Source organism: Rothia nasimurium (genome assembly GCF_928391935.1).
In the GTDB taxonomy this organism is placed as follows: Bacteria; Actinomycetota; Actinomycetes; order Actinomycetales; family Micrococcaceae; genus Rothia; species Rothia nasimurium_D.
In genome coordinates, this window is record NZ_CAKMTD010000007.1 from 1 (window position 1) to 21895 (window position 21895).

At 60.6% G+C, this 21895-nt stretch carries 24 protein-coding genes; 6 read left to right on the forward strand and 18 right to left on the reverse strand.

Annotation, left to right across the window (positions count from 1 at the left end; all coding sequences use genetic code 11):
* Positions 1-103 precede the first annotated feature (103 nt).
* Entirely contained in the window at positions 104-352 is a 249-nt protein-coding gene (locus L7A15_RS10795; protein WP_423817388.1) for a helix-turn-helix domain-containing protein, read from the reverse strand.
* Positions 353-515: 163 nt separating this feature from the next.
* Here L7A15_RS10795 and L7A15_RS07920 point away from each other — a divergent pair, with 163 nt between their 5' ends.
* Positions 516-2153, forward strand: a complete 1638-nt coding sequence (locus tag L7A15_RS07920) for an acyltransferase family protein (RefSeq protein WP_237212395.1) — start codon at positions 516-518, stop codon at positions 2151-2153.
* A 105-nt stretch (positions 2154-2258) separates the two neighbouring features.
* Here the strand turns inward: L7A15_RS07920 and L7A15_RS07925 are convergent, their stop codons facing one another.
* Together L7A15_RS07925 and L7A15_RS07930 are read right to left on the reverse strand one after the other, a co-directional pair.
* The gene (locus L7A15_RS07925; RefSeq protein WP_237208752.1) at positions 2259-2489 is read right to left on the reverse strand and encodes a hypothetical protein; all 231 of its coding nucleotides are present in this window, start codon (positions 2487-2489) and stop codon (positions 2259-2261) included.
* A 3-nt stretch (positions 2490-2492) separates the two neighbouring features.
* Complete coding sequence (locus L7A15_RS07930) at positions 2493-2669, reverse strand: hypothetical protein (protein WP_237208751.1); 177 nt, start codon at positions 2667-2669, stop codon at positions 2493-2495.
* A gap of 106 nt (positions 2670-2775) precedes the next feature.
* On the opposite strand from L7A15_RS07930, the gene L7A15_RS07935 reads away from it, so the two are divergent.
* Positions 2776-4062, forward strand: coding sequence for an AMP-binding protein (locus L7A15_RS07935; protein ID WP_237208750.1), 1287 nt, complete (start codon positions 2776-2778; stop codon positions 4060-4062).
* A 92-nt stretch (positions 4063-4154) separates the two neighbouring features.
* Positions 4155-5072, forward strand: coding sequence for a 1,4-dihydroxy-2-naphthoate polyprenyltransferase (locus L7A15_RS07940; RefSeq protein WP_237189756.1), 918 nt, complete (start codon positions 4155-4157; stop codon positions 5070-5072).
* 79 nt (positions 5073-5151) lie between these two features.
* Here L7A15_RS07940 and L7A15_RS07945 read toward each other — a convergent pair whose 3' ends face one another.
* The gene (locus L7A15_RS07945) at positions 5152-5421 is read right to left on the reverse strand and encodes a DUF4229 domain-containing protein (protein ID WP_237189757.1); all 270 of its coding nucleotides are present in this window, start codon (positions 5419-5421) and stop codon (positions 5152-5154) included.
* Between the two features lie 121 nt (positions 5422-5542).
* Between L7A15_RS07945 and L7A15_RS07950 the strand changes: the two genes are divergently transcribed.
* On the forward strand, positions 5543-5953 hold the full coding sequence (locus L7A15_RS07950) for a PLD nuclease N-terminal domain-containing protein (protein WP_237189758.1): 411 nt from the start codon (positions 5543-5545) through the stop codon (positions 5951-5953).
* A 78-nt stretch (positions 5954-6031) separates the two neighbouring features.
* Here L7A15_RS07950 and L7A15_RS07955 read toward each other — a convergent pair whose 3' ends face one another.
* The 12 genes from L7A15_RS07955 to L7A15_RS08010 all read right to left on the reverse strand — a co-directional run bounded on the left by L7A15_RS07955 (position 6032) and on the right by L7A15_RS08010 (position 17517).
* Positions 6032-7090 (reverse strand): hypothetical protein, encoded by a 1059-nt coding sequence (locus tag L7A15_RS07955; RefSeq protein ID WP_237189759.1) that lies wholly within the window; start codon positions 7088-7090, stop codon positions 6032-6034.
* Positions 7091-7129: 39 nt separating this feature from the next.
* A complete protein-coding gene (locus L7A15_RS07960) occupies positions 7130-7447 on the reverse strand; it encodes a PadR family transcriptional regulator (RefSeq protein ID WP_237189760.1) in 318 nt (105 codons plus the stop codon).
* A 309-nt stretch (positions 7448-7756) separates the two neighbouring features.
* Positions 7757-8848, reverse strand: a complete 1092-nt coding sequence (gene ccsB / locus L7A15_RS07965; RefSeq protein WP_237189761.1) for a c-type cytochrome biogenesis protein CcsB — start codon at positions 8846-8848, stop codon at positions 7757-7759.
* A gap of 62 nt (positions 8849-8910) precedes the next feature.
* Entirely contained in the window at positions 8911-10515 is a 1605-nt protein-coding gene (resB, locus tag L7A15_RS07970; RefSeq protein ID WP_237189762.1) for a cytochrome c biogenesis protein ResB, read from the reverse strand.
* A gap of 54 nt (positions 10516-10569) precedes the next feature.
* A complete protein-coding gene (locus L7A15_RS07975; RefSeq protein WP_237189763.1) occupies positions 10570-11322 on the reverse strand; it encodes a cytochrome c biogenesis CcdA family protein in 753 nt (250 codons plus the stop codon).
* Complete coding sequence (locus L7A15_RS07980) at positions 11315-11923, reverse strand: TlpA family protein disulfide reductase (RefSeq protein WP_237200163.1); 609 nt, start codon at positions 11921-11923, stop codon at positions 11315-11317. Before L7A15_RS07980 ends, L7A15_RS07975 begins: the two co-directional genes overlap by 8 nt.
* 49 nt (positions 11924-11972) lie before the next feature.
* Positions 11973-12662, reverse strand: coding sequence for a histidine phosphatase family protein (locus tag L7A15_RS07985; RefSeq protein ID WP_237208749.1), 690 nt, complete (start codon positions 12660-12662; stop codon positions 11973-11975).
* A 45-nt stretch (positions 12663-12707) separates the two neighbouring features.
* Positions 12708-12965: a glutaredoxin family protein gene (locus L7A15_RS07990; RefSeq protein ID WP_237189766.1), complete on the reverse strand. Its 258-nt coding sequence runs from the start codon at positions 12963-12965 to the stop codon at positions 12708-12710.
* A gap of 166 nt (positions 12966-13131) precedes the next feature.
* Positions 13132-13230, reverse strand: a complete 99-nt coding sequence (locus L7A15_RS07995) for a 30S ribosomal protein bS22 (protein WP_005504750.1) — start codon at positions 13228-13230, stop codon at positions 13132-13134.
* Between the two features lie 270 nt (positions 13231-13500).
* The gene (locus tag L7A15_RS08000; protein WP_237208748.1) at positions 13501-15405 is read right to left on the reverse strand and encodes an FCD domain-containing protein; all 1905 of its coding nucleotides are present in this window, start codon (positions 15403-15405) and stop codon (positions 13501-13503) included.
* A 51-nt stretch (positions 15406-15456) separates the two neighbouring features.
* Positions 15457-16218, reverse strand: a complete 762-nt coding sequence (locus L7A15_RS08005; protein ID WP_237208747.1) for an ArsR/SmtB family transcription factor — start codon at positions 16216-16218, stop codon at positions 15457-15459.
* Between the two features lie 84 nt (positions 16219-16302).
* Complete coding sequence (locus L7A15_RS08010; protein WP_423816862.1) at positions 16303-17517, reverse strand: acetoin utilization protein AcuC; 1215 nt, start codon at positions 17515-17517, stop codon at positions 16303-16305.
* A gap of 125 nt (positions 17518-17642) precedes the next feature.
* Here L7A15_RS08010 and L7A15_RS08015 point away from each other — a divergent pair, with 125 nt between their 5' ends.
* Together L7A15_RS08015 and L7A15_RS08020 are read left to right on the forward strand one after the other, a co-directional pair.
* Complete coding sequence (locus L7A15_RS08015; protein WP_237204390.1) at positions 17643-19094, forward strand: TrkH family potassium uptake protein; 1452 nt, start codon at positions 17643-17645, stop codon at positions 19092-19094.
* The gene (locus L7A15_RS08020; protein ID WP_237189469.1) at positions 19087-19755 is read left to right on the forward strand and encodes a potassium channel family protein; all 669 of its coding nucleotides are present in this window, start codon (positions 19087-19089) and stop codon (positions 19753-19755) included. Before L7A15_RS08015 ends, L7A15_RS08020 begins: the two co-directional genes overlap by 8 nt.
* A 429-nt stretch (positions 19756-20184) precedes the next feature.
* On the opposite strand, the gene proC is transcribed toward L7A15_RS08020, so the two are convergent.
* Both proC and L7A15_RS08030 read right to left on the reverse strand, forming a co-directional pair.
* A complete protein-coding gene (proC, locus tag L7A15_RS08025; RefSeq protein ID WP_237189468.1) occupies positions 20185-21036 on the reverse strand; it encodes a pyrroline-5-carboxylate reductase in 852 nt (283 codons plus the stop codon).
* Between the two features lie 30 nt (positions 21037-21066).
* The gene (locus L7A15_RS08030) at positions 21067-21894 is read right to left on the reverse strand and encodes a sugar phosphate isomerase/epimerase family protein (RefSeq protein WP_237200155.1); all 828 of its coding nucleotides are present in this window, start codon (positions 21892-21894) and stop codon (positions 21067-21069) included.
* Position 21895: the final 1 nt, after the last annotated feature.

A 21895-nucleotide genomic window follows, 5' to 3' on the forward strand; every position in this document is an offset into this window, starting at 1 on the left:
GCTCGGCGGTGGATGACTCGGTGGAAGCCGGCGTTGAATGCTTTTGCTATTGTTTTTGGTGATCGGTTGCCGCAGGTGGCTGGTCGCTAGATTTGTTGTGGGTTTACACCGTTAATCTGACAGTCCCGTTGATAGCTCGTGAGACTGTCGATTGAGAGACAGCAAAAAGTTCTGCGAGGAGTTCTTCGGTGAGGTTATGGCGGTGGTAGAGCAGGGTGATTTTGAGGGCTTGGGTGAGGGTGAGTGCTGGTGGTCTTCCGCCTGGTTTTGACCAGGTGAGGTGATGGGTGAGGGCTGTGTGTAGTGTGGCGAATTGCGTGGCTGTGAGGCCGGTTGTACGCTGGTGTAGCAACGGTCTTGTCCGGTATGGCTTGAGGTTATTTGTAGAGATTTAACGCTCATATTTTTGCCGCGGGTGGGGCCGTTGTCTAGTTGGTGGGTGTGGGGTGCGTGTCTACTTTTGAATAAGCCTCGATAGGCTACAAAACCTTATTCTTGGCCTAAGTATCCTTATTTTGCTTGTTTTTTCTCTGGCTTTCGCACAAGAACAAGTGAATTCGGGCCAAGCGGGGGCCTACTTCAACACCTTTACCCGCACCTGGGAATTCATGGTGGGGGCGCTGATCGCACTGAGTGCCCCTTTGCTAGCTCGTCTTCTTCCCCAAGACAGTGAGCCTGTTTTTATCACCCTGATTCGCAACCTCAGCCAACTTGTAGCCTATGTTGCGATCGGGTTCTCAGCATTCCTATTCACAGGTGAAAGTGGCGTCCCCGGCCTCGCCACCCTTATTCCCGTCCTTTCAACAGCCCTCATCATTGCTCTAGGCCCAACCGCCTTCATCCCCTGGCTTCGGGCCCTCGTTGAGTGGCGCCCTGTCCAGTTCACCGGTGACATTTCCTACTCTCTCTACCTCTGGCACTGGCCAATTGTAGTCCTCCTGCCCTTTGCTCTAGGAAAAGCCGCCCACTGGTCGCACTACCTTATAGCGATCCCTTTCGTCTACCTATTAGCATTTATCACCCAAAGGCTCATTGAAAACACCTTCCGTTTCAAAATCCCATCACTTTTTGTGCCAAAAACTGTACTATTTGCTGTCACCACCAGCCTAGCCCTCGTTGGTACTAGCTCCCTTGCAACTCATTTCTACGCCCAAAAACAAATTGCCCAACAACAGGCACAAATTCAGGCAAGTTTAAACCAAACATCAGGTGCAGAAATAGAAAATGATCCGTCTTCTGAAACGACTGATGAAAGCCAGCAACCTAAGCTAAACTGCGTCGGCGGTATGGCTCTCGTCAACCAAGAATCGTGCCATAATGTTTTTTCTCAAGCACCGCTCATCCCAGCAGGAACAGAAGATGAAGCACCCTGGATACCCAGGGATCAAGAATGCGAGATTCTCGAATCAGTAGATGTCCCCAATGGCGGAGCCAGAGTCAAGATTCATTGCGATTACACAAACAATGATCCTGAAACAAAAAAAGTGTGGTTTATTGGAGACTCCCATATTGACCACTGGCGGCCGGCAGTTTACCCCATTGCCCGAGAAAAACAATGGGATACGACTTTTTATAGCCATTCAGGGTGTTCACTCTGGGAAGCCCCTCTAACTTATTGGTTTGCCCCGGGCCGTCAGGCACACGTTCCCCAGGTGTTTTCTGATACGTGCCCAAAATGGCCAGGACTTATCCTCGATCAGGTCACTCAAGAGAAACCAGATCTTATTGTTATTGGCAACTACTCAAGCACCCAAGGGCTTGAAGATGGTAGTGGTTCACCCCAAAAAGAGCAGTACAGTCGAGCGATGAAACCCTGGATTGAAAAGTGGAAGGCCCAAGGTAGCCAGGTTCTTGTCATGCGAGACGTTCCTACTGCTGGCACATCAATCGGCCCTGATTGTGTTGCATACTCGGGTGTAGAGTGTACTGCGCCTGCCAGTTCTAGCTTGTGGTCAGACCCTCAGTTTGAAGCCGCAAAGTCCCTAGGGGTAGCAACAATCGATATGACTGACTACTTCTGCCCAGATGGCACGTGCTATGGGGTAATTGGTGGCCTACCGGTCTTCTATGATACGAACCATGTTTCAAAGAGCTACAGCGTATCGCTTACTCGTCCACTGGGTACCAAGCTAGAAGAGGCCATCACAGAATAAAGCTTTAAGCCCATACATAACGAACTGCGGGGATTTTTTCGAGATGCGGTAAGAATATCCGCATCTCGAAAAAATCCCCGCAGTTCGCGTATGGGTGTGGCTTGTTTAGCCCTCGCCACTCGCACCAGCAGCCCGGGCAGCCTTGCGGTGATCGATGGCGCGTTCCTCAAACTCCAGCTCAATAATGCGGAGCTTATTCTTACGGTGCCAGGTCAGCAGCACGTTAATCAGAAAAACCAGGAAAACCAGCATGAAGACCAGGTAGGCCAGGCCAATCACAGAAAAAACAACCTCACCGGCAGTCGGCACCAACGGATTGGTAGCAAGTACAGTCACAGCTTAGGCCCCCTTACCTGTGCGATCCGTAGCCTTCTCACCCAGGCCCAGACGCTTACGAATCACCCGAATCTCGGTCTTATTCTTCTTATGAAAGCCCAGCAGCACAATAAACAAGAGCACCATCAGGGCCAGGTACAGTAACACATTCACGATTTCAGCAGCGGTGGCCTCAAGCATGGGCAGGCTCCTCTCTCACCTGTGTGACATACAAAATGTTACCCACAATACTACCAAGTATGCATACTATCTGGCAATCATCACCCGGCGTAGACTAGGTAGAGCCATGAGACTAGATACCCTCGCCCCCCTGTCTGCCCCCGTCCTGCCCGGCCCGGAGGATGGCGTCGTCCTGGTTGGCCCCCACCAGGCCCCCACCCCCGTGCTCCCCCGCATCGAACAGGCCCTGAGCCTTTTTACCGCCCAGTTTGAGCGCCAAGCCAAGGACGGCGAGGACGCCCCCGCCCTCGTGGTCACGACGAGCGGCTCCACGGGCACCCCCAAGCAGACAGTTCTCTCCACCTCAGCACTACGGGCTTCGGCTCAGGGAACAGAAACAGCCACCGAGACAAGTAGCGCCCAGTGGCTCCTGGCTCTGCCCCTGCAGTACGTTGCCGGGGCGCAAGTGGTGGCGAGATCTGCCCTGGCAGGTACCACCCCCGTCCTAACCGATTCAGTCAGCGAGGGCACCCACTTCACGGCCCAGGATTTCGTCAGCTCCACCGAAAAGCTCTCAGCCCCGCACCGGCTAGTCTCCCTGGTGCCCACCCAGCTACACCGCCTGCTTGAAACCCCTGACCAGGCCCTCCTCCAAGAAACCCTCGCGGCCCTGCGCTCTTTCTCCGCGATCCTGCTGGGCGGGGCCCCGGCCAGCGCCGACCTCATCACTACCGCCCGCACCCTGGCCCTGCCCGTAGTGCGCACCTATGGGTCGGCCGAAACCGCCGGGGGCTGCGTCTACGAGGGCAAGCCCCTGCCGGGCGTCCGCGTGCAGATAGAGCCCGACGCTACCGACCCGCTCGCTCCCGGGCGGATCTGGCTGGGCGGGCCCACCATTGCCAGCGGCTACGCCAACGATAGCGAGCGCACCGCCGCCCACTTCTTTGTCGACGAGCAGGGAACCCGCTGGTACCGCACCGACGATCTGGGCACCCTAGACCTGCACACCGGGGCCCTCACCGTTGCCGGGCGGGCCGATGATGTGTTGATTTCCGGCGGTATCAAAACCAGTGCAGCTGCGGTAGCTACCGCCCTTGAAAGCCACCCGGACGTGCGTGAGGCCCTGGTTGCCGGGGTTCCAGATGACCGCTGGGGCACCGCGATTACCGCAGTTGTCACCCTGGTGGCAGGCAGCAGGGCCCGCGCCGTCGCGCTTGAGGACGCCCTCCCCCACCTGGTGGCAGATAAGCTGGGGGCAGCGTCCGCCCCCAAACTCGTCAGAGTGCTGCCTGAGCTGCCAGCCCTACCCACCGGCAAGCCTGACCGGCGGGCCGTCCAGACGCTCCTGGCTGAAGCATGGCAGGCCCAGGCGGCAAACCAGGGTAGGTCACGGGGCAGGTCACGCGGCAACTAGCGGGCACCTACCGCTAAAAAGTGAGAGAATGGTGTGTATTTGCGTAGCTCAGGGGCCGGTAGAACCGGCTGGTGGAGGGTAAGGAGATAACCGTGGCAACCGTTGCACAGTGGATTGAGGGGGCGCGTCTGCGGACGCTCCCTTTGGCGGCGGCCCCTATTATTGCGGGTTCTGCTGCGGCCTACGAGATCCACCAGTTCAAGCCGGTGCGGGCCCTGCTGGCTTTTCTGGTTGCCTTCTTCCTGCAGGTGGGCGTCAATTACGCCAATGATTATTCTGACGGCATTAAGGGCACGGACGAGGTGCGCGTGGGCCCCCTGCGCCTGGTCGGCTCAGGCGTGGCTAAGCCCGGGCATGTGAAGCTGGCGGCCTTTATCTGTTTTGGGCTGGCTGGTGTGAGCGGCCTGGGCCTGGTGTGGCTTTCTCAGCAGTGGTGGTTCCTGGCGATTGGGGCCTCGGCGGTGCTGGCGGCCTGGGGCTACACCGGGGGTAAGCACCCCTATGGTTACATGGGCCTGGGCGATGTCTTCGTCTTTATCTACTTTGGCCTGGTGGCCACCCTGGGCACCATGTTTACGCAGAGCGCCCATCTGACCCTGACTTCCTGGGTTTTTGCGGTGGCGATGGGCCTCTTCTCCTGTGCCCTGCTCATGGCTAATAATGTGCGCGATATCCCTACCGATATTGAGGCCGGTAAGAAGACCCTGGCGGTTCGGCTGGGTGATAGGGCCTCCCGTATCACCTATGCCCTGGAGATGGCGGTGGGCCTGGGCCTGACGATGCTTTTGGTTCCGCAGAATCCCTGGTTTGTGCTGGCCTTTATTCTGGTGGGCCCGATTGTTCATTCCTGCCTGGTGGTACTCGGCGGGGCCCTGGGGCGCGATCTGATTCCGGTGCTCAAGCAGGCTGGTTTCGTGGCCCTCTTCTACTCCCTGCTGGTGGCCCTGGCGGTGGTGCTCCACCCCCTGGCAATTTTTGCTGATACGACGGCTGTTTTTACCGGCTACTAGCCCCTCCCCCTTTTTAACCTGAAAGGACGCAGAAAACTTGGGTTTTCTGCGTCCTTGTGCGTATGTGGGGTGCTGGGCCCTAGGGGGTGCGGCTTGCTTCGTCGAGGGCGTCTTCGTAGGCGGAGTCTTCGTCGGCGGGGGTGGCCTTGGGTTTCTTGCGTCGGATGAGGCGGTTGAAGTCAGCGGCTGCGGCGTCGTGCAGGCGGGGGAAGGCCAGGTAGCAGATGGCGAAACCGATGAGGGCACCGCAGATGATGGAGAGGATCAGGCCTGCCCCGACGTAGTAGGAGGCGAAGAAGGCGGCGGCAGATAGTGCCAGGCGCAGCAGGGAGTACTTCAGAAAATTCACCCCTTTATTCTACCTAACCTGTTGGGTTTCGGGGCCTGGTGGGTGGCCGTCTGGCCCCCGGCTGGCTCGCTGTGAGCGCACAGGGTGGGGGCGGGCCGAGGTTTCGTGGGAAGATGGGGGTATGGCACGAGCGATTTTGATCATTGGCGGCGCAGCCCTGGTGTTGGGCGTGTGGATTTATTCGATTCTGGATGCTGCCCAGACTGACCGGTTGAGGGTTCGGACCCTGCCCAAGGGGGCCTGGCTTGCTGTGCTGGTACTCTTTCCCCTGGTGGGTTCGGCGCTGTGGTTCTGGTTGGGGCGGCCGCGCGGGTCGCGCCACGGGTCTTTTGGAGCGCCTGTTGCTAAGCCTCCGGTGGCTCCTGATGATGACCCCGAGTTTTTGAAGTTCCTTGAGGCCCGGGCCCGGCGGGAGCGCCAGGACGCCGAGTGGCAGCAGCGCAAGAACCGCAAGGACGCCGGTGGGCAGGGGCCTGCCCAGGAGGGCGAGGAAGATACCGGGCGCCTGTCCTCGGAGGAGGGTGACTCCTAGTTGTCCTCGAACCCCACCGTGATCCCTCAACCTACCTGAAAACCAGGTGGGTTTGGGGAGATGAGGTGGGGTTCTTTCTTATGCCTTGACCTGGCGGTAGGCCCGGTAGTTTTTGCGAAGTTCTAGGGCCCAAACCACTGAGACTAAGGCCAGGAGCGGCACCCTCCACAGGAGGCTGGAGGTATCGTCTGTGGTCACCAGCCAGTAGCCTTGGTGAGCTGTAAGCGCAACCATAAGTAGCGAGTAGAGGTAGAGCCGGTGGGGTTTGACGAGCTTCTGGCCAGATAGAGAGAAGGCGTAGGCTACCGGGTGGCCAAATTCGTCGATGGCGCGGGCCCCTGTGGCAGCGCAATGTTCCTGCACTCGGGAGAGTTCCTCTCGGATTCGGGGGTCTGATATATCGCCTCGGGTTCGTAGGGTTTGGGCGCAGAGTTTTGCCCAGGCCCTATCGTTCTGGAGGTCTACCGGCTTCGGCTCCCGGGGTAAAGAGTCGGGGAGAATAGCTACGCAGATAGCTCCGCAGAGGGCAAAAAGGGCTGCTGCTGGTAGGTGGGTCCAGGCGGGGTAGGTCTGGTCGGTTAAGGTTTCAAAGCCTGTGAGTATGCCTGCGATACCGAAACTTAGGCCAATGAAGACCAGGCCAGAGGCCAGGACGGCCCCGCGAAAACCGAATTGCCGCAGGCCCCGGGCGTAGCAGGCGGGCAGGATCAGGACGCCGAACCCGAGGAAGAGGGGTAAGAGAAAGAACCCCAGGGCTTGCGGTGAAGGTCCCCTGTCGCTGGGTAGCAGGCCGATGAGCCAGAAGAGCACGCTTGCACCCGCACCGAAAAAGAAGCCGGTGGAGAGGGTCTGCCGGAAGGAGAGTAGTTTTTGCCCGGTAAAGGCTTCGGTGTTCTGACTAACCCAGGCCCTTATTTTTCTGTGGGCCCAGAGTATGGCGTCGCCGTGAATGTCCTGCGCCGATTTTTCCCCCGCCTCGATCTCCCGAACGACCTTTAAGACGGCGCTTTCGGCGGTTGCGGGTTTGACGTCCCCGTTGATGAGGTAGCCGTAGGCTGTGTGGGCCCATTCGAGGTCTTCGGGTCGTGAGCTCGTTTCAGCCATTGCGTGGGTAATGCGGTCGAATGGGGTTTCCATGTCTCCTCCTTGAGTCATGTTGAAACGGTTCGGGCGGATTTAGGCTCCGAGGGCGCTAGTGAGTCGGGCGAGGGTAGCTCGTTCGTCGGCGAGGTGGCGGGTGCCTGCGTCGGTGAGCTGGTATTGGCGGCGGGCTGGGCCGCTCTCCCCCTGCGTCCAGGTGGTGGTGACGTACCCGGCTTCTTCGAGTTTGGAGAGGGCCGGGTAGAGGGAGCCGCCGCGCAGGCGGCCGTAGCCCATCTCTTCTAGGCGGGTTGCTAGGGCGTAGCCGTGCAGGTTTTCCTGGGCCAGGCAGGCCAGGACGGCGGTGGGCAGGGTTGCCCGCACTAGGGCCGGTGGGTAGGTGGTGGGGTTCATGGGCACCTCCTTCTGTATCTAAGTACATCATGTACCTAGATAGTTTTCAAGACATTTGGTGATAACTACCAAACAATACCTATGCAAAAGCCCCCGCACAAAAATGCGCAGGGGCTTGCTGAACCTGTGAAAGAGCGCTTTATAGAAAGCTGGTTAACCAAAGCAAAGCAAGCAGATGACGCAGGCTCGCAGCGAAGCTGCTGGCTCGGATGAAGTGAGCGGGTGCGTCAGCACGCAAGAGCGAACGGAATCACCTGAGCTTGCGAAGGTGCAAGCCTGGGGAGCCGCAATGATAAGGTATGTGCCCCCCTACAGCCCCGAGTAGGAGTGCAGGCCTGAGAAGAAGACGTTCACGATGGTGAAGTTGAAGATGACGCAGAGGTAGCCTGCGATGGAGAGCCAGGCGCTGGGTGGGCCTGACCAGCCGCGGGTGGCGCGGGCGTGCAGGTAGGCTGCGTAGACGACCCAGATGATGAAGGTCCAGACTTCCTTGGTGTCCCAGCCCCAGTAGCGTCCCCAGGCTTTTTCAGCCCAGATAGCCCCTGCGGCCAGGGTGAAGGTCCACATGGCGAAGCCGACGGTGTTGAGGCGGAAGGAGAAGTTCTCTAGGGCTGTAGAGGAGGGGATGAGGCGCATGAAGCCGATCCGGCGCAGGCTGGTGTCTGCCCCCTCCAGGATGGCGCGTTCACGGGCGGTCTGTAGTAGCTGGAGTACGGCCATGGCGAAAGTGATGGTGAAGATGGCTGAGGCCAGTACCGCGATGGAGACGTGGATGACCAGCCAGTAGGACTGGAGGGCGGGCACCAGTTGGCCGACGGGGGTGGGGTAGGCGATGGTGGCTGCGGTCATCATGGTCAGGGCTAGGCCTGAGACGAGGGAGCCGACGAAGCGGAGGTCGCGGAAGATGAGGAAGCCCAGGTAGACCACGACTACGAGCAGGGCGCCGGTGGTGCAGAACTCGTACATGTTGCCCCAGGGCACGCGGTTGGCGGCGAAGGCCCGGGAGAGGACGCCGCCGGTGTGGATGAGGGCGCCGAGGGCTAGGATGGCAACGCCTGCGCGGGCGGCGGGGCGGCGCTGGCCGGTGCCGTAGCGCATGTCGGAGTCGGCAACGTGCTGGGAGATTTTGTCTGCCGCTGATTTCTTGTAGCCCATTCCTCGGGTGCCGGTGCCCTGTTCGGTGCCAGTGATTCGGGCTGAGCGGGCGCTACTGGCCTTAGCTCCTGCCCCGACGAGTTCTTTCTCCTGGTCGGGGGCTGTGGCGGCTTCGAGGCGCTTGGTGGTGCGGGAGTTGACGGCAACGTCCCAGGCAAAGGCGACGAAAGCAACCATGTAGGCAATCGCTGCCAGGTACATGAAAAGCTCGCTCCACCGGGCGAGTTCGAGGTTCACTTCTTGCATGGTGTTTATCTTTTCAGGTTGGAGGGGTGGGTTGGGCTGGAGGTTGCTCTAGGGCCGTGGGGTTAGGCCTCATCAAATTCTAGTCCCCATCGCTCGGCGAAGAGGTCGGTGAGTCGGTCTGCTTCGGTGGCCAGGCGGGGGTCTTCGCCTCGGGCCAGTAGGCCGTATTCGATGGTGAGGGTTCGGTCGCTGCCGGTTCCGGTTTCTGTGGCGCGAACCCAGACGCGGCGGCGGGCCACAAAGACGGAGGTCAGCAGGCCTGCGAAGAGGAGGAGGGCGGAGGCCAGGGCGATGGGACGGCCTGGGTCGGAGCGGATTTCAAGGCCGGCATAACGCTTGACGCCGAGCAGTTCGATGGTGCCGTGCCCGTTGGGGAGGGTGGCGGTGGGGTTGGCAGAATCAAGAATGATTCCGTTCCCCATAGCCATGGTGTTGAGGGGGTCTAGGGAGTCGATGTCGAGGACGTAGACGTTCTGGGGGGTGCCGTCGTCGAGGCCGAGGTCGCCGGTGTAGCTTTGGAACACCACCATGGGGTTGAGCAGGTCGGAGTCGATGGAGGTGGGGGCTGCGCCTATGCGTTTTTCGCCGGTGGGCAGGAACATGCCGACGAAACCTAACTGGCTGGGGGTGGCGTCCGGAACTTTCAGCACCACGGAGGACAGGTAGCTCATGCCGCTGGGCAGGCCGACGACGGGGCCCTCGTGGGCGATAGTGCCGTCGGTGTTGGTGACGCGGATGATGGGGGCGTAGCCGTTACCCAGGAGGTAGATGGAGGTGCCTTCAACGTAAACGGGTTCGTTGACCTTGAGGGTTTCCTGGCGGGTGTCCCCGTTGGCGGTGGTGAGGGTCAGCTGGGCTTCGTAGTTGATGTCGTTGCCGTAGGTGGGGGATCCTTTTTGCCGGTCGTACTCGACGGTCATGGTGTCGAGGGTGGCTGAGTAGGGGGCTAGCCAGTTGGGGTTGTAGTTGGTGCCGGGGCTAAAGGAGTCGTAGGCGGCTAGGGAGTTGACGAAGGTTTCGTCTTCGGTGAGGACGCGCTGGCCGGAGTAGCCGAAGAGGGAACCGACGGCCACTGCAATGAGGACGCCGATCATGGCCAGGTGGAAGAGGATGTTGCCGAGTTCACGCAGGTAGCCCCGTTCGGCGGCGACGTTGACGGCACCGTCCTCTTCTTCCCTCACCTCAACCCGGTAGCGGCGCTTTTTCAAAACTTCTGCGGCGTCCTTGATGGCCTGCTGGGCGGTGAGGTCTGCGGTGGTGGCGTCCAGGGGGATGGTCAGGACGCGGTGTTGGGGCAGGCGGCTCAGGTTTTTGGGGGTGCGGGCGGGGGCCGACCGCATGGCCTTGTAGTGCTTGATGGCGCGGGGGATGACGCAGCCGATGAGGGAGATGAAGAGCAGCAGGTAGATGGCAGCAAACCAGGCCGAGGAGAAAACGTCGAAGAGCTGAAGTTTGTCTGCAATGGGCCCCCAGGTGGGGTGGGCTTCAATATAGTCGTTGACCTTGGCCGGGTCTTGAATACGCTGGGGGAAGACGGAACCGGGCACCGCGGCAATGGCGAGCATCAGCAGCAGGAAGAGGGCCGTGTTCATTTTCGTGAGCTGGGTCCAGGCCCAGCGGAGCATTTCTACGGCCCCGAGGGCGGGAGCGTCGTGTCGTTCAGCCATGGTTTCCTTGGTGCGGTTGCAGTCTGTGTGGTTAGTGTGATGGTTAGTGTGATGTTAGAGGGGCAGGGTGTAGACGGGCATGGTGGCTTGGAACCAGGACATCATGCGGGTCCAGAGCCCGGTGACCAGCAGGAGGCCGATAAGAATCAGCATGGCCCCGCCCAGCCTCTGGAGCAGGAGGCGGTGCTTCTTGGCCCAGCCCATGGTCGCTACCCCGCGGGAGATTCCGAGAGCCACCAGGAGGAAGGGGACCCCCAGCCCCAGGCAGTAGGCCAGGGTAAGGAAGATAGCCTTGCTGGTATCTGCCCCGCCGGTATAGACCAGGGTTTGGACGGCGGCGAAGGTGGGCCCAATGCAGGGCGCCCAGCCGAGGCCAAAGGTAATACCGAGGATGGGGGCGCCCCAGAGCCCGGCAGGGGGCTTGGCCTCAATTTTTCGGTCCCGTTGGAAGAGGCTGAAACGCCCCATAAAGACCAGGCCCATCAGAATCACAAGAAGCCCCAGGACGATATCTACCCACCCTTGCCCCTTGAGCCAGGGAGCTGCCCCGAGTTGGGCGAGAACCACCGACATGAGCACAAAAATCAGGGAGAAGCCCAGGACGAAGAGGCTAATCCCGGCCAGCATACGGAAGGTCCGACGGCGGGGGGTGAGATCTCCCCCAGACAGTCCGGTCACGTAGCCGATATAACCGGGCACCAGAGGCAGGACGCAGGGGGAGGCAAAGGAGATGAGCCCGGCAAGGGCTGCCAGGGGAAGGGCAAGCCAGAGGGAGCCGTCCAGTACGATATCGCCGACGCTAGGCACTGACCTGGTCTTCGAGCAGGGTCTTGACGACGGACTTGTCAATCTGGCCCAAGATTCGGGCAGCAACCCGGCCCTCGGCGTCCAAAATGACGGTGGTGGGTACGGCCTGGGCGGGAACATACTTACTCATGGCGAGCAGGATTTTGCCGTTGAGGTCGCGGAAGGAGGGGTAGGGTACCTCAAAGTTCTTTTCAAAGGCTTCGGCGGTTCCCTTTTCGTCACGCACGTTGGCCCCGTAGAAAGCGACCTTCTCGCCGTAGGTTTGGTGGAGTTCGTTGAGCCAGGGGGCTTCTGCCCGGCAGGGGGCGCAGCCTGCGTACCAGAAGTTGAGCAGGACGGGCTTGCCCCTGAGTTCTGCGGCGGTGACGGTGGTGCCGTCGAAGAGTTCGTTGGAGAAGTCTACGGGTTCTCCGCGCTCGCCAGCGGCGTATTCGGTGACGCTGCCGTCACCGGCGATGTAGCCCTTGGAGTCGCCTGCGTCGGCCTGGGCGGCGAGGGAGTCCTGGGGGGTGGAGCAGGCTGAGAGCAGGCCCACGGCGCTGAGGGCGGCGAGGCTCAGGGCTGCCTTTCGGGTGATGGGGGGCAGGGGGGAGTCAGACATGAATGGGTTTCTTTCAGGCCAGGAACGTGTGCGGTGATACCAGAGGTCATTATGAACCAGGTAACTGAATAACACCTGAGTAGAGCTCGGCAGCAGGCTCAAGATAGGAGAGTTTTGGCTTGCCAGAAGCAAAAATGTTGGGGAAGGTAAAACTTGTAATAGAAGCTAAATTGCACTGGCGGCTGCGCGGATCGTGGGGCAGGGGGCCGCCCTCAACGGACTTTCGGGCCATCCAGATAGGCAGCTGGTGGGAGACGATGATAGCTTCTGCCCCGTCTCCCCCTAGCTCGTAAGCGGTGCGGGCGGCGTCCTTAATGGCCTCGGCCATGCGGGCGACCTGCGCCGCGTAGGGTTCCCCCCAGGACGGACGCAGGGGGTTGGTCAGGTGCCGCCAGTGACGGGGGTTCTTCAGCAGCTCGTCCTTGGTGACATGCAGGCCCTCAAAGTAGTTGTCGGCCTCAATGACGCGCTCGTCGGGGACGGCGGTAAGCCCCAGCAGTTCCTCGATGGGGGCAGCTGATTCCCGGGTGCGGGTCAGGGGGGAGCAGACCAGGTGGACGATCTTAGCCCCGGCGTCTGCCCGGCGTTTGAACTCTTCAGCGGAGAGGCGCACCATCTTCTGCCCCGTCTCAGACAGGTGGTAGTTGGGCAGGCGACCATACACGATACGGTCAGGGTTGTGCACCTCGCCGTGGCGCATGAGGTGGACGGTTACTGATGCCGGAGCAGAATGAGTCATAGTTCTAGTGTCTCAAACCCTGCAGCCAAGTGCTAACCCACCTGGTTAGATGTCAGCGAGCTTCTTCTCGATGATTTTGGCCAGGCGTTTGGCATTGACCTGCCAGAAGTCTTTCACTTCCCCGTCTACGCGGAGCACGGGTATTTCGGTCCGGTGGCGGTCGAGGAGGTCGGGGTGCTCTTCAACGTTGATTTCGGTGTAGCTCAGGCCGTACCGGGCAGTGACCTCCGCTGTGGTGGCGCGGGCGTCGTCGCAGAGGTGGCAGCCGGGTTTGGTCAGAAGTTCAATCAGGGGTGTAGCCATACCCCTACCCTACCCTGCCCCGCTTGACCACAGCCAGGTGCGTCCTGACCTGGCAAGCACCTGGGCCTGGTTCTGGGCCCACTCCCTGGGCCTGGGCCTGGGCCTGGGGTCAGGAAAACAGCGCGAGCCCCGCACCGAAACTGGTGCGGGGCTCGCGGTGAAGAATTTACTTCTTGTTGCGGCGCTGGTGGCGAGTCTTGCGAAGCAGCTTGCGGTGCTTCTTCTTAGACATACGCTTGCGGCGCTTCTTGATAACTGAACCCATTGGATTCACCTCACTTATTAAATAGTGGTTGATACCCGGCCGACGCCACCGGCCGTATGGCCAGCAGGTGCGGTAGCTATCCGGGCGTTATACCGGTATAAACGCTCCATAGAACACGCTGAGGGCACAGTAGTGCCCTCGACGTGAAAAAACGCTCTGGAATCAAGAGTACAGGTTTAGCGAACATTTCGCCCCCTGTTCACTGGCAAGTGAGAGCATTTTCTCTTTTAATACCGTCCCGGTGGGGGCTTTTTACCCCTGCGTTCGGGTTTAGCGGCGCTTTTTCTTCTTCTTTTTCTTACCTTGGGGGCGGGGACGGGGTACGGCCTGAGGCTCAGGGGACGGGCGGTCTTCCGCCTGCCCGCTGTCTTCCTCGGGGGCTTCGTCGACGTAGTCGTCGTAGTCCTCATCGGCGTATTCGTAGCCCTCACGCAGTTTTTCGCGAGGCTGGTCGGATTCTTCCCAGCCCTGCTCGGGGGCGTCTAGGGGGTCAGCGTTTTCCTCTGGCGCCTCGGGGGCAGGACGATGCGTCGCCGCCGGGCCCTGACGGAAGCCAAAGTAGCCGAGCAGGTCAAAGGATTTGGCGCGGCCGGCTAGGGCTTTGGCAGTGTCGGTGAGGGACTGTGAGGTGTCCGCCTGGGCAGGTTCAGCCGGGGTTGCGGTAGTACCTTGGCCCCGGATGGGGGCTACAGGCTGCCCTTGTGGGCTGTCAGGTGAGCTGCCTTCTGTCTCTGCCTTGTGGTCGGTCTCAACTGCGTTTGCGGCCAGGGCAGCGAGGCGGGCTTCCTCCTGCTTTAGCTTTTCCCGCAGGTCAGCAGCAGGCAGGCGGGGGTAATGACGCGGACGCTCGGGCACAGCTTCCGCCTCTTCGTCAGGTTCTGCATGAGGTTCTGCATCAGAGCTGGTTTCTGCTGGGACGACAGCCGGTGCTTCAGGGGATGATTCGGCGCTTTCGGGCTGAAGGGGAGTATCAGGCTCGGCGGGAGTTTCTTGGGGCTCGTCGTCCGTTTTCCCAGCGGTAGGGGTCTCAGGCGCTACAACCGTTGCTGCCGGGGTAGGAACGGTTGCGTGAACAGCGGCACTGACGGTTCCTCGACGCTTGCGGACGCCGCTGCCAGTGGGAACGTCCCGGGCTTCTGGGGCCTCGGAAAGATCCTGGTCAGCAGAACCGCCGGTACCAGCAGGCGCAGCAGCCTCGTCCTTCTCCCCCTTTACCTCTGCAGGCTGGGTCGGGGCGGGGACGTCCTGCCCCCACTCGTCCGTGCCGCTCACCCGCACGACGGGCAGGGAGGTGGTATCAAGGGCCGGGGCCAGCTCGTCAGCCGCAGCCCCCTCCGATCCCTTAGGCTGAATTGTGGCCAGGGCGTTGAGGAGGTCGGGGTCCAGGGTCTGGCCCCACCGGTTGGGCATAGGCTCAATCTCAGGAACCTCAACGGGTTGAATCTGGTTGCTCGCTACAGGCTCTTCAGGAGGAGCCGCCTGGGGCTTCTCAAGCTGGTGACCAGCTTCAGCAAAACGCTCGTGCAGGTTTGCCTGGAGCAGGGTACGCGCCAGGGCAGAATCCCCTGACCTCACGGCGTCGATTATGGCCCTGTACTCCATACGCAGGCGGTTAGCGGTAGCGCTCCACAGGGGTACTTGGGTCACCAGTTCAAACCGGGACTCAATCATGGCATCACGCAGGGTCGCCAGCAGGGCAGAGATGAGGGCATTATTCGAAAGCCGACCCAGCTGAATATGGAAGTCAGCTTCAAGATCGTGGAAGGCAGTCAAACTCGTGGTCGCATCCTGCATGGCCTCCAGAATCCGCTCCAATTCAGGCAGGGCAGACTCATCATAGGTGGGGCCCGCCAGGGCGTAGCCCTCAAGCAACATGCAGGTATTGAGCAGGTCCTGACGGGGGGACTTTGCACCCGCCAGATATAGCCCCAGGGCGGTTCCGGCAGAAGCAGCAGGTTCACGGTTCAGCACCGCAATGATGCTTTTGCGTCGGCCCTCAAACAGGCGAAGAATCCCAATTTCTTCACAGTGCTTGAGACTTTCCCGCATGTGGTTCTGGCTCATGCCAACAAGGTGGGCGAGTTCCCGGTCTGGGGGGAGCTCATCGCCCAGGGTCAGGGTGTTATTAATCAGTTGGTTCTCGATCCAATCGAGAAGCTGCTGATGGTGTGCCATAGGGTCTTATGTCTCTTTAGGGTGTCGTAGGCGGGCGGAGTGATACTCGATTTAGCGGTTGGTGCGACGCCAGCGGGCAAATTTTGCCAGCAGGCCCCGGTCTTCACTGTCCTCGCGTTCAATTTCGAGGTCGTCGGGATGAACCAGTTCATAGGATTCTTCCTCAGCTGCTAGGTCTGAGGACTCAGGAGCAGCAGCCGAATCAGCCTCGTCCCCTTCTTCTCCCCTGACATCTGCTGGAGCTGTCAGGTCAGGGAGCTCATAGGTGGGCTCCTGCTCCTCCTGGGCCTCCGGGGTAAAGGCGACGGGGGTGAAGGTCGTAAGGGGGGTGAAGGTAATACCCGACGGTTTGGCTGTTCCCTCTTCTTTGGCCGGACGGTCAGCTACAGGCTCGGGTGTTGCAGACAAGGTTTCTGCAGGCTCGGGTGCTGCAGACAAGGTTTCTACAGGCTTGGGCGCTACAGGCTTAGTTTCTGCAGGCTTGGGCGCTACAGGCTTAGTTTCTGCAGGCTTGGGCGCTACAGGCTGGCCAACGGCCTCAGCGTCCTCGGGCCCAGCCTGGAGCAAGCGAGAAACCCAGTCAGATACTGCTGTAAGAGGGGCGGGTGTCAGGGAATAAAAACGTTTCTGACCTACAGCTTCGGTTTCGACCAGACCGGCGGTACGCAAAACCTTAAGGTGCTTGGAGACGGTTGGCTGGGAAACGCCCAGCTCCTCAACCAGCTCGCCCACGGCAAGCCGTTCTACTGCGAGTGCTTGCAGGATGTGTCGCCTAGTGGGGTCAGCGATTACAGCAAAAACGTCATCTTTCATACGCCCATCATGACATATATATAACCCCTGGTGCATGCTCTACATGCCCCAGGGGTTAACTCTGAGCTGTTTTTCTGGATCAGACTAGTCATACCAGGGGTCTAGGCCCCAGAGGGGGAATACTTCCTTGCGGGTGGCCATGATGGTGCGGTCAATACTGCTGGCCGGGTCGAAGCCGACTTCCCAGGAGTGCCACCAGAGGTCAACGGGATCCCCCATCATCGTGGGCACCTTAGTGCCGTAGGTGGCAAGCATATGCTTCTGCCAAGATTCCGGAGTGGGAATATTTACGTCGAGGGGCTGGCCAGCAGCCACAGCGATCAGGTGGCTCCACGACCGCGGAACCGCATTGTAAATCGAGTAGCCTCCCCCGCCGGTTGCAATCCAGCGCCCCTCGCACAGTTCGTCGGCAAGCAGGGAAATATGGGCCGCAATTTCACGCTGGCCGTCAATACTCAGGGCCAGGTGGGACATGTCGTCATCCATGTGGGAATCACAGCCGTGTTGGCTGACAATCACCTCAGGTTGGAACTGCCGTAGGAGGGAGGGAACGACGGCGTCAAAAGCACGGAGCCACCCCGAGTCCGTCGTGCTTTCAGGCAGGGCAATATTGACGCTGGTTCCAGCAGCTAGACCCTCGGGCCCCACCTCGTTGGCAAAGCCGGTGCCGGGGAAGAGGGTCATGCCGCTTTCATGAATGGAGATGGTCATGACGTTGGGGTTATCCCAGAAGATACTCTGGGTGCCGTCACCGTGGTGGGCGTCCACGTCGATATAAACCACCTTCTGCACACCCTGCTCTAGCAGGCGGCCTATGCCCACGGCGCAGTCGTTATAAATACAGAAGCCACTGGCGTGGTCCCGGGAGGCGTGGTGCATCCCGCCCCCAAAATTCACGGCATGCTTGACCTTCCCGCTAAGGATGGCGTCAGCAGCCTGGTAGGTGCCACCGGCCAGGCGGGCCGAGGCTTCATGCACCCCCTCAAACCCCGGGGTGTCCTCTGTACCCAAACCACAGGAGGCAATCGTGAGGGTAGGGTCAGCACTAATCTTCTGAACCGCATCAATATAGGGGTAATCATGGGCCAGCATCAGCTGGTGGACGCTTGCAATTTCTGGCTCTTCAAGCTGAATTTCAGGCAGGTCAAAAAGCCCCAGGTCCCGGGCCAGCGAGGCGGTTGCCTCAAGCCGGGACGGGTGCATAGGGTGATAATCGCCGAAGAAGTAGTTTGCCATCTTGGGCGTCCACAAAACCCGAACATCGGTTGGTGTCAGTCGGTCGGTCACTCCCACCTGCATTACCCCCTTTGGTAAGTTAAGTCACATTCTCCATTAAACACAATAAAACTCGGCAGACACCACACTCCGCTTTTATGACGCGCAGACTACGCTAGAAAAGATGTCATGAAAGAGAGGTGAAGACCATGGGCACCCCTGAAGAAACCCAGCCCCCCGCTCCCCCCACCCCAGCCGGGAAGGACGCCCCCGCCCCCCGCCCCCACGTCGGGTACCGGGCCAAGGACCAGCTCACCGCCCTACGCGCCATCCTCACCCAACTGTTTGCATCGTCCTCATCCCGCATAGCAATTTTTGCCTTCCTTTTTGTCATCCTCTTTTTCACCCTCATGTTGGCAACCCCCTGGGCCTCCCGGGACGGCAACCCAGCGCCCTTCCACCACGCCGCCTTTACCGCAACCAGCGCCGTCACCGTCACAGGCCTCACCACCGTCTCCACCGCTGACCAGTGGAGCTTTTTCGGCCAGCTCATGATCCTGCTCGGCTCCCAAATCGGCGGCCTGGGAACCCTCACCCTCACCTCCATCCTGGCCCTGGCCGTCGGCCGCAAACTGGGTCTACGCTCCAAAATCATTGCCCAGGAATCCCTCAACATCAGCCGACTCGGGGAGGTCGGCTCCGTCCTACAAACCGTAGCCTTCACCTCAATTACCATCGAAGCCTTCATCGCCGCCGTCCTCATCCCCCGCTTTCTCACCCTAGGCGAACCCCTCTGGCTGGCCGTCTGGCACGGCATTTTCTACGCCGTCTCCTCCTTCAACAACGCCGGCTTCACCCCCCACTCAGACGGCATCGTCCCCTACGGCCACGACCTCTGGATCCTGGCCCCCATCGCCCTAGGCGTCATGGTGGGATCCCTCGGCTTCCCCGTCATCCTGGTCATCAAAAATAACCTCCGCTTCAGCCGCTGGAACCTCAACGCCAAACTCACCGTCATTGGCACCCTCGTCCTCTTCCTCCTCGGCGCCCTAGCCTGGGGCGCCCTCGAATGGCACAACACCAAAACCATCGGCCTCATGAGCCTAGGCGACAAACTCCTCAACGCCGCCTTCGCCTCCGTCATGACCCGCTCCGGCGGCTTCAACCTGGTAGAGATGAACGACCTCACCCCGGTCACCATGCTCCTAACCGACGTCCTCATGTTCATCGGCGGCGGCTCCGCCTCCACCGCAGGCGGCATCAAAATCACCACCATCGCCGTCGTCTTCCTCGCCATCCTGGCCGAAGCCCGGGGCGACCAGTTCGTTGTAGCCTTCAACCGGACCATCCCTGATGCCGCCCTCCGCATTGCCATCTCGGTCATCATGATGAGCGCTGCCTTCGTCTTCATCGGCACCATCACCATCATGCTCATCAGCGGGGCGAGCCTAGACCGATCCCTCTTTGAAGTCATCTCCGCCTACGCCACCTGCGGGCTCTCCACCGGGCTTTCTGCCGAACTTCCCCCCTCCGGCACCTATGTGCTCTCCTTCCTCATGCTCGTTGGCCGCATCGGCACCATTACCGTAGCTACCGGCCTGGCCATGCGGTCCCGCCGCCGCCTCTATAAGCTCCCCGAAGAAAGGCCCATCATTGGCTAAGAACTCCACCCACAACGCCCCCGTTCTCGTGATCGGTCTGGGCCGCTTCGGCTCCGCCACCGCCGCCCAGCTTGTCCGCCAGAATAAAGAAGTCCTGGCCGTCGAAAAAGACCCATCCTTGGTGCAGAAATGGTCCGGCGAGCTGACCTATATTGTCGAAGCAGACGCCACCGACATGAACGCCCTGCGCCAGCTCGGGGCTCAGGACTTCAACGCAGCGGTCGTTGGCGTCGGCACTTCAGTTGAGGCCTCCGTCCTGATCACCGCCAACCTCGTTGACCTGGGTATAGAACGTATCTGGGCCAAGGCCATCACCCCCGCCCACGGCAAAATCCTCTCCCGCATTGGGGCCCACCGGGTGGTCTACCCCGAATCCGACGCCGGGGTCCGCGCCGCCCACCTCGTCTCCGGGCGCCTCCTCGACTTCATTGAGTTCGACGACGACTTCGCCATCGTCAAAATGTACCCACCCAAGGAAACCCACGGTTTTACCCTGGCCGAATCTGATGTGCGCTCAAAATACGGGGTCACCATCGTCGGCGTAAAGTCACCCGGGGAAGAAATTACCTACGCCACCCCCGACACCCGGGTATCTTCCCGCGATCTTTTGATTGTCTCAGGGCAGGTTGATTTGATCGAACGGTTTGCTGCCCGCCCATAATCTGGCCACACCCAACACCACCTCCCCCTGACTGAATACCCCACCCAAGTGTGGGCTGACCATAGCGGATAAGCCCTGCCACCCGCTAATCGAACCTATCAGTCTAGAAATAATGTGTCATTTTTCTAGACAAGATGCACATTTTGAAAATCTCGTATATAGTAGTAACTACCTCTAAAGGTGCGAGTGATTACTGAACGGTCCGCGAACCCGTTCAAGTAGCTTGTGACGTGGAATTTCTAGGTGGTTCCCCCTAATACCATCATTCCACGCCCCAAGCCCTCTCTGGTGGTCAGTTCCACTGGGCTCCCAGAGAACTCAAAGGCCAGTCCGATTCCCTACGGACTGGCCTTTGCTGTATCTACCCACACTAAGACGGCCGGTTCCTGGGTTAGTCAGGAACCGGCCGTCTTTCGTGCGCGGACGAACCTAGGCGTCCTGGGCGCTGAACTCGGCGGTCATCTCCTCGTTGCGGTCGTAGCAGGCCTGCATGGCGGCCTGGGTGAGCTCAAAGAGCCCACCTTCCCGGTAGGCGTTCAGGGCCCGTTCGGTGGTGCCGTTGGGGCTGGTGACGGCCTGGCGCAGTTCAGCCGGGTTGGGGTCGGCGTCCAGCAGGTAGCCTGCCCCGGCTACAGTGGCTGCTGCAAGCTCGGTGGCGGTCTGCTCATCCAGGCCCAGCTTGACCCCGGCAGCTGCCATGGTTTCAGCCAGGAGGAAGGCGTAGGCCGGGCCGGAGCCGGAGACTGCGGTGACAGCCCCCATCTGTTCTTCCTCTACCTCAATGACCCGGCCTGCCGCGCTCAGGACGGCGGCGGCGGCGTCCTTCTGGGCCTCGCTGACTGACTCCCCGACCGAGATTGCCAGAACGCCCTTGCCGACGCGGGAGGGGGTGTTGGGCATACAGCGGATAGCGGGCTGGCCGTCAGGCAGGGCAGCCTGGAGGGCCTCAAGGGTAATACCGGCGGCGACGGAGACAACCACGGCCTGGGGTGAGAGGGCCGGGGCGATTTCGCGGGCCAGGTCAAGAATGGCGTACGGTTTGACGCCCAGCAGCACCACATCGGCCCCGGTAGCTGCCTTGCGGTTGGCTTCGGGATCCTGTTCCCCGGCCAGGATGGTAACCTCCTGGCCCCCCTCCCCCAGTTTGGCGCGGAGCTTCTCAATGCTGGCGGTTGAGCCAACAGTGGCGCGGACGGACGCAGGTGCGGCGCCCCCTGCCAGCAGGCCAGCGGCAATCGCCCCGTTCATGGAGCCGGTTCCAATGAAAGCTACGGTGGTCATGGTCTTCTCCTTCGAGGTTGGCGTCAGGTCTTAGCGGGCAAGGTGGGTGCGGGCGAACTGGAGGGTTTCGTAAAGCATGTCGTCGCGTTCGGCAGCGCCCTTGGCCTTGCGGGTGGAGACTTCGGCGCAGACGACTCCGCTAAAGTCGCTGGCGGCAATGTACTGCAGGGTCTCGGCCACAGGCTGGGTGCCGTGGCCCGGGATTAGGTGCTCGTCCATGACCTTGTCGCCCGAGCCGTCGGTCAGGTGCACATGGCCCAGGCGGGGGCCGATCCGTTTAACCGCTTCAAGGGAATCGTCCCCAGCGGCGGCTGCGTGGGAGAAGTCCCAGGTCATCCAGTCGTAGTCAAAGCGGGAGGGGTCCCAGTGGGGGGCGTACATTTCAACGGCCCGCCCCTTGACCGACCAGGGATACATGTTTTCCACCGCGATTTTGACGTTTTCCAGTTCAGAAATTTCGCGTACCCCTGCCACGAAGTTCTTGGCGTAGAGCTTCTGCCAGCGGAAGGGCGGGTGGGCCACGACGACGTCGGCCCCCACGGCCTTGGTCATTTTAGCTGCCATCTGCATTTTGTTCCAGGCCCTGCCCCAGACCTGCTGGGTGAGCAGGAGGGTGGGGGCGTGAATGGCAGAGATAGGAATCTGGTATTTCTGGATCAGGTTGAGCAGGTCGTGGGGTTCCTGGGAGAGGGCCGAGTGGGTGATCATGACTTCGACGCTGTCGTAGCCGAGGTCCACGGCGGTGGAGAAGGTTTCGGGCACGCCGAGGGGGAAGACGCAGGAGGTGGAGAGAGCCACGGGGATGGGCGGACGCGGGCGCTTGGCCGGTTCTGGGGCCTGGGGTTGGGTGGTGGTCATG

Bases quoted from the DNA above. Each gene is read 5' to 3' on its own strand.
- L7A15_RS07930 (WP_237208751.1), bottom strand. From the start codon at position 2,669: ATGCTTGAGGCCACCGCTGCTGAAATCGTGAATGTGTTACTGTACCTG.
- L7A15_RS08000 (WP_237208748.1), bottom strand. From the start codon at position 15,405: ATGGCACACCATCAGCAGCTTCTCGATTGGATCGAGAACCAACTGATT.
- L7A15_RS07980 (WP_237200163.1), bottom strand. From the start codon at position 11,923: ATGTCTGACTCCCCCCTGCCCCCCATCACCCGAAAGGCAGCCCTGAGC.
- ccsB (WP_237189761.1), bottom strand. From the start codon at position 8,848: ATGCAAGAAGTGAACCTCGAACTCGCCCGGTGGAGCGAGCTTTTCATG.
- L7A15_RS07960 (WP_237189760.1), bottom strand. From the start codon at position 7,447: ATGAACCCCACCACCTACCCACCGGCCCTAGTGCGGGCAACCCTGCCC.
- proC (WP_237189468.1), bottom strand. From the start codon at position 21,036: ATGACCACCGTAGCTTTCATTGGAACCGGCTCCATGAACGGGGCGATT.
- L7A15_RS07955 (WP_237189759.1), bottom strand. From the start codon at position 7,090: ATGGAAACCCCATTCGACCGCATTACCCACGCAATGGCTGAAACGAGC.
- resB (WP_237189762.1), bottom strand. From the start codon at position 10,515: ATGGCTGAACGACACGACGCTCCCGCCCTCGGGGCCGTAGAAATGCTC.
- L7A15_RS07985 (WP_237208749.1), bottom strand. From the start codon at position 12,662: ATGACTCATTCTGCTCCGGCATCAGTAACCGTCCACCTCATGCGCCAC.
- L7A15_RS08005 (WP_237208747.1), bottom strand. From the start codon at position 16,218: ATGAAAGATGACGTTTTTGCTGTAATCGCTGACCCCACTAGGCGACAC.
- L7A15_RS08015 (WP_237204390.1), top strand. From the start codon at position 17,643: ATGGGCACCCCTGAAGAAACCCAGCCCCCCGCTCCCCCCACCCCAGCC.
- L7A15_RS08010 (WP_423816862.1), bottom strand. From the start codon at position 17,517: ATGCAGGTGGGAGTGACCGACCGACTGACACCAACCGATGTTCGGGTT.
- L7A15_RS08030 (WP_237200155.1), bottom strand. From the start codon at position 21,894: ATGACCACCACCCAACCCCAGGCCCCAGAACCGGCCAAGCGCCCGCGT.
- L7A15_RS07935 (WP_237208750.1), top strand. From the start codon at position 2,776: ATGAGACTAGATACCCTCGCCCCCCTGTCTGCCCCCGTCCTGCCCGGC.
- L7A15_RS07990 (WP_237189766.1), bottom strand. From the start codon at position 12,965: ATGGCTACACCCCTGATTGAACTTCTGACCAAACCCGGCTGCCACCTC.
- L7A15_RS07950 (WP_237189758.1), top strand. From the start codon at position 5,543: ATGGCACGAGCGATTTTGATCATTGGCGGCGCAGCCCTGGTGTTGGGC.
- L7A15_RS07995 (WP_005504750.1), bottom strand. From the start codon at position 13,230: ATGGGTTCAGTTATCAAGAAGCGCCGCAAGCGTATGTCTAAGAAGAAG.